The sequence below is a fragment of the Microcystis sp. M53602_WE12 genome (assembly GCF_030065455.1).
Lineage (GTDB): Bacteria > Cyanobacteriota > Cyanobacteriia > Cyanobacteriales > Microcystaceae > Microcystis > Microcystis aeruginosa.
Genome location: NZ_JASJFB010000654.1, coordinates 1 through 7,783, shown reverse-complemented (window position 1 = coordinate 7,783; position 7,783 = coordinate 1). Strand labels below are relative to the sequence as shown.

Here is a 7,783-nt window from a genome sequence, read left to right as displayed (position 1 = left end):
GGGGGTCAATTACCTAATTTTCAGGGAAAAAGTCCCTGAATTTCCCCCTGATCACTCCCATATCTGGTACTTTTTGAGGGGAAAAAAGTCCAAAAGTCTTATCCAACAAGGTTTTTAGATTTATTCAGCAAGCCCTAATTAGGGTTTGCCCTGACCTTACACGATCGAGTGCTGTCTTTCAGCTATGTTTATTGTTCCCTAGGGCAGTTGGGAACTAACAGCGATCGCTAAATTTCTGTTTTTTGATCGCAATTTACAGCCTTTCCCATAAACATAAAGTATAACCTAATTTGGTATTGACGAACAGCTACCCAAAAGGAAAACTTCCTACAGGTTTGACAAATAGAATTAAATGCTTGATAATCTCGGTTTTTAGGCAAAGGGAGACAGATCTACCCCTATCCCTAGAGACATAAAAGTGCGATGTCAAAAAAGAATTGTAATCATACCAAACCGGGGACTTTGCGATAGATAGAAGCGAGCGATCCCCGGAATCCTACACTGGTGAATTCTACCGCATCCCCGGCTTCATAGATCTGTTCTTTCCAGATTCCAGAATCCTCGCGACGGTGACATTCAATTTTCCTCTGGTTTTGATGGATAAGAATGTATTCTTTTAAGGTGGGACAGGTTTGATAATCGCTAAATTTATCACCCCTATCAAAGGATTCCGTAGATTTCGATAATACTTCAATAATCAGAACGGGATAGAGAATAAAATCATCGGTATTGTTAATCTCTCTCTCGTCACAAACCACCGCAATATCGGGATAATAATAACAATTTGCCTCCTCTAACCGGACTTTGATATCGGAAGTGAGAACAAGACAGGGACTATCATCGAGATGGATATTCAATAAAGTAGCTAGATTGGTATTTAAGACAATATGCGGCTTTTTTGCCCCTACCATTGCATAAATCCGTCCTTTTCGGTACTCGTGCTTGATCGGACTGACTCTTTCCCCTTCTAGATACACTTCTGGAGAGACATAAAAAAAATTAGGATTCGTCACCATCGTCCCCATGCTCCCTATCCTCGAATAACTAAATTATAGCCTTTCGGAATCATCGCTCTTGGACTCAATCTCGCTAGACTTATAGATCAATGATTGTCACTTGTAATATTTGTATTACAGTTATGTGACAGAATAGAGATAACGACTCTCAAAGGGACGTTATTTAGGAATGAATCCCAAAAACGATTGATATCCATAGGTTTGCCAGAATGTCCAACGCTAAAAGTTACAAAGATACCGTTAATTTGCCTCAAACTGACTTTGATATGCGAGCAAATGCCAGTAAACGCGAGCCAGAAATCCAGAAATTCTGGCAAGATGAGCAAATATACGAGAAATTAGCGCAAAATAACCCCAAAGAATTATTTATTCTCCACGATGGTCCCCCCTACGCTAACGGGTCTCTGCATATCGGTCATGCTTTAAATAAAATTCTCAAAGACATTATCAATAAATATAAACTGCTGCAAGGCTACAAAGTGCGCTATGTGCCGGGTTGGGATTGTCACGGGTTGCCGATCGAACTAAAGGTTTTACAAAGTCTCAAAAGCTCAGAAAAAGAGGGTCTAACCCCTTTGAAATTACGTCAGAAAGCCCACGATTTTGCCCTTCAAACGCAAAAAGAACAGTGTGAAGGTTTCAAAAGGTATGGAGTCTGGGGAGACTGGGAAAATCCCTATTTAACCCTAAAACCTGAATACGAGGCCGCTCAAATTGCCGTATTCGGAAAAATGGCCCTAAAAGGTTATATTTATCGGGGACTAAAACCAGTTCACTGGAGTCCTAGTTCTCAAACCGCTTTAGCTGAGGCCGAATTAGAATATCCCGAAGGTCACACTTCCCGCAGTGTCTATGTTGCTTTTCCGATTACGTCAGTTTCAACCCCGGTTTTAAGGCCATTTTTGCCTAATTTATCCGTCGCTATCTGGACGACTACCCCCTGGACTTTACCCGGGAATTTGGCCGTCGCATTAAACCCAGAATTAAACTATTCAGTGGTGGAAACTAGCGAGTCTAATTATCTAATTGTAGCGACGGATTTAGTCGAAAAATTGGCCGACACTTTTAACAGGACTTTGACGATTAAAGCAACGGTTAAAGGTCTGGAATTAGAACATACTAAATATCGTCATCCTTTGTTTGACAGAGAAAGTGCGATTCTCATCGGTGGGGATTATGTCACCACTGATTCCGGTACCGGATTAGTTCACACGGCCCCCGGCCATGGTCAGGAAGATTATATCGTCGGTCAACGTTACGGTTTACCGATACTTTCTCCCGTGGATGATCAGGGAAATTTTACCGCAGAAGCGGGACAATTTGCGGGTTTAAATGTCTTGAAAGATGCTAATGAAGCAATCATTTTAGCACTGACAGAAAAGGGTGCCTTACTCAAAGAAGAAGCATATCAGCATAAATATCCCTACGATTGGAGAACCAAAAAACCGACAATTTTCCGCGCAACAGAACAATGGTTTGCTTCCGTGGAAGGATTCCGGGAATTAGCTTTAGAAGCAATTGATTCGGTGCGTTGGATTCCTGCAACGGGTAAGAATCGCATCACTTCTATGGTTAGTGAAAGAAGCGATTGGTGTATCTCTCGTCAGCGCAGTTGGGGGGTTCCTATTCCTGTTTTTTATGACGAAGAAACGAATGAACCTCTGTTAACGGAGGAGACGATTAATCACGTTCAAGCTATCTTCGCAGTCAAGGGTTCTAATGCTTGGTGGGAGTTATCCGTAGAGGAATTGTTACCTCCCAGTTATCGCAATAATGGTCGCAGTTATCGCAAGGGAATGGATACTATGGATGTGTGGTTTGATTCTGGTTCTAGTTGGAATGCGGTGGCTAATGCTCGACCAGAATTAAGTTATCCTGCGGATATGTATCTAGAAGGATCGGATCAGCATCGGGGATGGTTTCAATCGAGTTTATTAACCAGTGTCGCTGCTAATGGTATTGCTCCCTATAAAACGGTGTTAACTCACGGTTTTGTTTTGGATGAACAGGGACGAAAAATGAGTAAATCTCTGGGGAATGTCATCGATCCCAATGTGATCATTAATGGTGGTAAAGACCAGAAAAAAGAACCCGCTTATGGGGTGGATGTGATTCGGTTATGGGTGTCCTCGGTGGACTATACCAATGATGTGAATATCGGTCAAAATATTCTTAAACAGTTGGTAGATATCCGTAATAAAATCCGTAACACTGCCAGGTTTTTACTGGGGAGTTTAAATGATTTTGATCCCGTTAAAGATGCGGTAGCTTATGAAGAGCTACCGGAGATTGATCGCTATATGTTACATCGTATCTCGGAGGTGTTTACGGAAGTAACGGCAGCTTTTGAAAGTTTCCAATTTTTCCGCTTTTTCCAGACGGTACAGAATTTTTGTGTTGTCGATTTATCTAACTTTTATATCGACATCGCTAAGGATCGTTTATATATTTCTGATCCTAATTCTTTCCGTCGTCGCAGTTGTCAAACAGTCTATGCTATTGCTTTAGAAAATCTCGCTAAAGCGATCGCTCCTGTCCTCTCTCATCTAGCGGAAGATATCTGGCAATTTCTCCCCTACAAAACTCCTTATTTATCGGTATTTGAGTCAGGATGGCTAAACATCGATCCTGCTTGGAATAATCGCGAATTGGCCGATAAATGGGCGAAATTCCGGCAGCTACGCACCGAAGTTAATAAGGTGATGGAAACTGCCAGAAATGATAAAGCGATCGGTGCTTCTTTAGAGGCAAAAGTTTTACTTTATGTTCCCGATGAAACCTTACAACAGGAGTTGGAATTATTCAACAATTGTGAGAGTTTAACGGGGAATAAAGTCGATGAATTGCGTTATCTATTTCTCTCTTCTCAAGTGGAATTAGTTAGTGATATTAGCGCAATTCAAACCGCCGAATATAAAGGAGAATCGGACTTTGTTTCGGTGGGAATTGTCAAAGCGGACGGCGAAAAATGCGATCGCTGTTGGAATTATTCGACTCAAGTGGGAAAATTTGCCGATGATCCCACTATTTGTGAGCGCTGTAATGCCGCTTTAAAAGGAGAGTTCTAAGCTAAATTAAAAGGGTGCTTTATTGTCTAATAAAGTACCCTTGTTTAATCCTCAGCTAAAAAAAAACTTATTCACAGGTATTAACTCTAGCGAATAGATAATTAGGGATGGAAGATTACCAATCAGCTTTTTTACAACGTCATCAAGATACAGAAATACTTTGTAAATCTAATAGGAAAATAGCTGCTATGCACTTTGGAGGTATTACGATCGAATGTTTTCTGAAATCTATGATCTTAGCTTCGGTATCCAGTCAAGAATGGAAAACTGATTCCAATAACCCCGGACATACTATAACTAATCCGGGTCACAGTTTGACAACTGCTTTAAAACGTCATAATCGTCTCTATTCGAGAGTTCAAAATTTTCCAGAGGTGAGAAAATGGATTAATATAGTAGAAAAACCTAGTCAAAATTTTATAACTATGGGTTATTCCAGCGGTGAACCAAATGACGATGAATACAAATAGTGGTTATCAGCGTATAAAAGTCTGAAAAGTTGGCTTCATAAACAAGCTACTCAACTTTGAGGAGATAGTTATGTCAGAAACTTGGTTAAGATCACTGAAACAAAATTGATGATTTTAATTGGCTTAGTAAATTAAATCTAATTAACCCTTTTCAACGGTAAAAAAATATCCATCCTGATATACTTGATCGCAAGTCCATTTCCCAGAGCCAAAATAAAGCGATTGCTTTTCTGAGCGGGTGCATTAACAAAGTATAGTGGGTCTGACAGCATTTCTCCTAATTTAGACTGCCTATCGGAAATTTTAGTACAAATGCTCGGACTGGCAACTCTGGCACTCCCATGCAGTCTTAACGAGTAATCTGGATAGTCAGCAGTCCATTACGGTCATTTCCTTGTCACCCCGTCAGAGTTAAGAGCAAAGCACGGACAGAAGCGAAGTTTGACCCGACGATTGGCTAATGGTATCGATAAACATCTTCAATGCTGCTTTTGAGAAGGAGACGGGTTGCTAAAGCCTCTATAATAAGTACCCATAGAGATGCCGACAACTTCCCCTGTCGATAGCGAATAAGGAGAAAAAAAACCCAGTGTTTGTCCTCAAAGGTTACGAGTATTTTCTAGGATTTCTGCTCGCTTGCAGTTTAGTACCAATCCTATCCCTAACTGCCTCCAAAGTCCTGCGGCCTAGTGGTGGCGGTCCAGAAAGACGTACCACCTATGAATCGGGGATGGAACCGATCGGCGGTGCTTGGATTCAGTTTAACATTCGTTATTATATGTTTGCCCTCGTTTTCGTGGTTTTTGACGTGGAAACCGTCTTTCTCTACCCTTGGGCAGTAGCTTTCAATCAATTGGGCCTATTAGCTTTTGTAGAAGCATTGATCTTTATTGCTATCCTTGTGGTTGCTCTCGTCTATGCTTGGCGGAAAGGAGCCTTAGAATGGTCATAAAGGCCATAATTTTCCTTATTTTTGACTTTTCATGAGAGGATAACCGGATGAGTCCCAACCCTACCAGCGAATTTAAGCAAATTATCGAACAACAAAGCGAAAAAATCCTCAATCCCATCGAACGCACCAAAGTTACCCAGGATTTATCGGAAAATGTCATCCTTACCACCGTTGATGACCTGTATAACTGGGCGCGTTTGTCAAGTCTTTGGCCGATGCTATACGGTACAGCCTGCTGTTTTATCGAGTTCGCAGCCTTGATTGGTTCCCGTTTTGATTTCGATCGCTTTGGTTTAGTTCCCCGTTCTAGTCCCCGGCAAGCCGATTTAATCATCACTGCCGGTACAATCACCATGAAAATGGCCCCCGCTTTGGTGCGTCTGTATGAAGAAATGCCGGAACCTAAATACGTTATCGCCATGGGTGCCTGTACGATTACGGGGGGAATGTTCAGCAGCGACTCCACCACCGCAGTTAGAGGGGTAGATAAACTTATCCCCGTGGATGTCTATATACCCGGTTGTCCCCCCCGTCCGGAAGCGATTATCGACGCGATTATTAAACTGCGGAAAAAAGTCGCTAACGAATCTATTCAAGAACGCGGGACTGTCCTCCAGCAAACCAATCGTTATTACAGCACCACCCATAAAATGCAGGCTACGGAACCGATTCTTACGGGTAAATATCTGCAATCGGCCACCCGTCAAGCACCCCCGAAAGAGTTACTAGAAGCCACTGGTATGCCTGTTCCCCCCGCTCTTTTGACCACGAAACAAAAGGAAGAAATCTAAATGACTGAAGAAACGACAGCTATTGTGCAAGCTGGCCCCACTTCGATTTGGTTAAGCGAAAATGGTTTTGAGCATCAAGCTTTAGAAGCTGACCATAGTGGTGTGGAATTGATTAAAGTAGAACCAGACTTTTTAATTCCTCTGGCCACTGCTTTATACGCTTATGGTTTTAATTATCTCCAATGTCAGGGCGCTTACGATTTGGGACCAGGGAAAGAATTGGTTAGTTTCTATCATCTGGTCAAAGTAACCGATAATGTCGATAGTCCCGTGGAAGTGCGCTTAAAAGTCTTTCTTCCTCGAGATAATCCCCGGGTTGCTTCGGTTTACTGGATTTGGAAAGCGGCTGACTGGCAAGAACGAGAAAGTTATGATATGTTCGGCATTATTTATGAAGGACATCCCCACCTGAAACGGATTTTAATGCCGGAAGATTGGGTCGGTTGGCCTCTACGCAAAGACTACGTTTCTCCCGAATTCTACGAACTACAGGACGCTTACTAAGTCGAGAATTTAATCACTAAGTAGGGTTTGCTGAAAAAGTTTGTTGGTGGGGTTAGGAGTCAGTAGCCGGTCGTCAGGAGCCGGTCGTTTCAGGCTTTGTTGCCCTCTCTTTACGTACTAATTTTGTACTATAAGGAGAATAATGCAAGGTTTTTGAGGGGCCCAATCCGATTTTCTAGCACTAACATCGGATTTTAACAGGTCAAAAGCCTTATTTTAAAAGGGTTTTACCATTATTCAGCAGACCCTAAGTAGGGAGGCAAAATTATTTGTAGGATGGGTTAGCGGTAGCGTAACATAATCAGGCGTTGGGTTTCATGCTTCAACCCAACCTACGTTCATCTTATATTTAATTCCACCCACCCACTTAATATCGGGTTAGAAGATATTTCTAGCCCGATTTTTGCTGTTGACTATTTAGGGTTTGCTGAATAAATCTAAAAACCTTGTTGGATAATATGGCTCTTCGGTTTGTGTTATGCAATGGACGGGGGTTATAAAGGATAAAACCCTTACATAGAAAGACATTGCTTCGATTTTTGCCAATTGTTTTCTATCTAGAACGAGCTAATCAATTGAGTCTCTTGCCCTATAAGGATTTAGTCGATTTATGCCCCCTATCGAACCATACCAAGTAACGAAGAACCGATATTTTTAGACTTTTTTGAAATCAAAAAGGGGTGCATCTCATTTTTGTAAATCTACCAAGTTGGGATTTTTACGGGGACACTCTCGGCTAAAATCGGGCGTTACTTTCGGTTTTATCACTCAATCCAAGCTTTTGGGGGGTAGAACCCTAGGGCTGTTTCATTCTCCCATCAGAATATCAAAAGTAAAAGCGATCACTATCAGGTAAAATGAGAAGTGACCGCCAACTTTTAAAATATATGTTGAGCTTAATAGAAAAACTGAAACAAGTCAAGGACTTTCGGAAAGATCAAGGAAAAAGACACCCTTTATGGATAGTATTAGTAGTAATAAT

At 41.7% G+C, this 7,783-nt stretch carries 6 protein-coding genes; 5 read left to right on the top strand and 1 reads right to left on the bottom strand.

The annotated features are described in order from the left end of the window. Positions 1-443 precede the first annotated feature (443 nt). On the bottom strand, positions 444-1,016 hold the full coding sequence (locus PX482_RS20585) for a Uma2 family endonuclease (RefSeq protein WP_002760969.1): 573 nt from the start codon (positions 1,014-1,016) through the stop codon (positions 444-446). 209 nt (positions 1,017-1,225) lie between these two features. Here PX482_RS20585 and ileS point away from each other — a divergent pair, with 209 nt between their 5' ends. The 5 genes from ileS to PX482_RS20560 all read left to right on the top strand — a co-directional run bounded on the left by ileS (position 1,226) and on the right by PX482_RS20560 (position 6,801). Beyond that, positions 1,226-4,084, top strand: a complete 2,859-nt coding sequence (gene ileS, locus PX482_RS20580; RefSeq protein ID WP_288122957.1) for an isoleucine--tRNA ligase — start codon at positions 1,226-1,228, stop codon at positions 4,082-4,084. 107 nt (positions 4,085-4,191) lie between these two features. Then, on the top strand, positions 4,192-4,554 hold the full coding sequence (locus tag PX482_RS20575; protein ID WP_002760972.1) for a hypothetical protein: 363 nt from the start codon (positions 4,192-4,194) through the stop codon (positions 4,552-4,554). A gap of 589 nt (positions 4,555-5,143) precedes the next feature. Further along, positions 5,144-5,506, top strand: a complete 363-nt coding sequence (gene ndhC, locus PX482_RS20570; protein ID WP_002739390.1) for a photosynthetic/respiratory NAD(P)H-quinone oxidoreductase subunit C — start codon at positions 5,144-5,146, stop codon at positions 5,504-5,506. A gap of 47 nt (positions 5,507-5,553) precedes the next feature. Further along, positions 5,554-6,297 carry a photosynthetic/respiratory NAD(P)H-quinone oxidoreductase subunit K gene (gene ndhK / locus PX482_RS20565; RefSeq protein ID WP_002760976.1) on the top strand — a complete coding sequence of 248 codons (744 nt, stop codon included), beginning with the start codon at positions 5,554-5,556 and terminating at the stop codon, positions 6,295-6,297. After that, on the top strand, positions 6,298-6,801 hold the full coding sequence (locus PX482_RS20560) for an NAD(P)H-quinone oxidoreductase subunit J (RefSeq protein WP_002760978.1): 504 nt from the start codon (positions 6,298-6,300) through the stop codon (positions 6,799-6,801). Positions 6,802-7,783 lie beyond the last annotated feature (982 nt).

Excerpts from the sequence above, each read along its gene's own strand:
- PX482_RS20585 (WP_002760969.1), bottom strand. The coding sequence starts at position 1,016 with ATGGTGACGAATCCTAATTTTTTTTATGTCTCTCCAGAAGTGTATCTA.
- ileS (WP_288122957.1), top strand. The coding sequence starts at position 1,226 with ATGTCCAACGCTAAAAGTTACAAAGATACCGTTAATTTGCCTCAAACT.
- PX482_RS20575 (WP_002760972.1), top strand. The coding sequence starts at position 4,192 with ATGGAAGATTACCAATCAGCTTTTTTACAACGTCATCAAGATACAGAA.
- ndhK (WP_002760976.1), top strand. The coding sequence starts at position 5,554 with ATGAGTCCCAACCCTACCAGCGAATTTAAGCAAATTATCGAACAACAA.
- PX482_RS20560 (WP_002760978.1), top strand. The coding sequence starts at position 6,298 with ATGACTGAAGAAACGACAGCTATTGTGCAAGCTGGCCCCACTTCGATT.